The organism is uncultured Candidatus Kuenenia sp., assembly GCF_900696675.1.
GTDB lineage: Bacteria > Planctomycetota > Brocadiia > Brocadiales > Brocadiaceae > Kuenenia > Kuenenia stuttgartiensis_A.
The window spans coordinates 1-1,845 of sequence record NZ_CAADGZ010000251.1; the positions used below are offsets into that span (position 1 = coordinate 1).

Sequence of the window (1,845 nt, forward strand, 5' to 3'; positions counted from 1 at the left end):
GCGCAAAAGAACTCCTTATTCTTTGTGACGCAGGAGGGAGCAACGGATTTCGTCCCCGGTTGTGGAAATATGCGCTTTATCAAAATATTTGTAAAGTTTACGGACTCTCCATCAGGATTTGCCACTATCCCTCAGGAGCATCAAAATGGAATCCGGTAGAACATCGTCTGTTTAGTTTTATCAGTAAAAATTGGGAGGGGAATCCTTTGAGGTCTTATGATGTTATGCTAAGTTTAATTGCTGGCACTACAACAACAGCGGGTCTTCTCGTACAAACCATTCTTAACGAGAAAGAATACCAAAAAGGAATCAAAATCACTGATGACCAAATGAAAGAAATAAACATAAACAAACACAGTGTCTTGCCAGATTGGAATTATACAATTTCACTTAACTAAATTAATAAAAATACCAAATTATTTTTGGACAGTGCCTAAAGTGAGCAAAAGGCCACTCAAGGGAGGGTATATAGTAGTGTTGCAGACCCACGGTAGAAGTGGTCAGTATAATCCCCATCTGCATATAATAGCAAGTAGCGGCGGACTTGATGAGGAAAGGCAGAGGTGGGAGCATTTAAGTTATTTACCGTATAAGATGCTGCATAAGAAGTGGCAATGGTATTTATTGGAGATGATGAGAAAAGAGCTGGATACGGAAGAAATCGAGAAGATAGTGGATGCGTGTTACAGGTGTTATCCCGAAGGATTTGTAGCGAATGTCCAAAAAGGAGAGGTACCAGAGAGATATGAGAGTTTAGCGAGATATGTAGCGAAATATGTAGTAAGTCCGCCCATATCATTGAGACGCATAGATGAGTATGATGGAAGAAGGGTTACGTATCATTATAGGTCTCACGAGATGCAGAGAGTGAAAAAGGAGCGTGTAAGTGTGTACCGGTTTATAGGTAGAATGATCCAGCATGTATTGCCGAAGGGTTTTAAAAGGATACGATATTATGGAGTGCAGGCGGCGAAGATATATGAGCAGATCAAAGTAATAGTTCGGGAAGCATTGAAACGGATAGGTAGAGAGGTAGTAGGCGCGGTAAAGATAATCGGGCGAAAAAGTTATCAGGAGAGATATCGTGCAAGTACGGGTCAAGACCCGTTTGTTTGTGAGCATTGCGGAAGAGAGATGGAACTTAATGTGATATGGCATCCGAAATACGGAATAATCTATAATGAAATAGAAGAGATAATGCGAGGTAAGTATGAGCCGAAAGAAGAGAAGGTTATCAAACCAGAAGGGGATGGAGGAACCATTCGGCCCACTCCCCGAAGAGTACAAATACCGCTGTTCAGTATGTAACAAAGAACTGTTGGTGAATGAAGCAATAGTGGATGCTGGAATTGGAATGGCGAAATTTAACAATGAATATTATGAGAATTATATGCCGAAAGTTGGATGTCCTGGTTGTAATAATTATACCATGGAGTATATAAGAAAAGATTAAAAGTCCGCCGTAGGCGATAAGTTCACCCTTGAAGAGGTAGAGGTCTCGGGAGATGGTAAATATTGGTATATAACATAGGAAGAAGAGATTGTGGTTAATTTATACGCAGGGGGGTGAAAGATGGTTCACGAAAGGCAAGAAAATCTTCAGTATACAATTAAGGCACTTATTCAACAATTTCTTTTGCCGCGCTATAGTTGTTTTTCCTGATATAATCTTTTAATTGTTCTTCTTGTTCGCAGGTGAGTTTTGGCACACAGCCAACATAATTGTCAGATAAAAGCCCGTCAAAACCTTTATCTTTGTATAGTTTTTCGTAATTCCTGATTGTTTGATCGTCTAACAAGAGCGCCTCTGCTACTTCTTCATAACTCCATCCTGAATCAAGAAGA

At 40.1% G+C, this 1,845-nt stretch carries 2 protein-coding genes and 1 pseudogene; 2 read left to right on the plus strand and 1 reads right to left on the minus strand.

What is annotated here, in order from left to right:
* Both QZT26_RS17425 and QZT26_RS17430 read left to right on the plus strand, forming a co-directional pair.
* Positions 1–398: pseudogene (locus QZT26_RS17425) on the plus strand (ISAzo13 family transposase); the annotation flags it as partial.
* A 40-nt stretch (positions 399–438) separates the two neighbouring features.
* The gene (locus QZT26_RS17430; protein WP_157820772.1) at positions 439–1,308 is read left to right on the plus strand and encodes a transposase; all 870 of its coding nucleotides are present in this window, start codon (positions 439–441) and stop codon (positions 1,306–1,308) included.
* 311 nt (positions 1,309–1,619) lie between these two features.
* Here QZT26_RS17430 and QZT26_RS17435 read toward each other — a convergent pair.
* Positions 1,620–1,845, minus strand: a 226-nt coding sequence (locus QZT26_RS17435) for a hypothetical protein (protein WP_295103997.1), incomplete at its 5' end; no start/stop codon positions are given.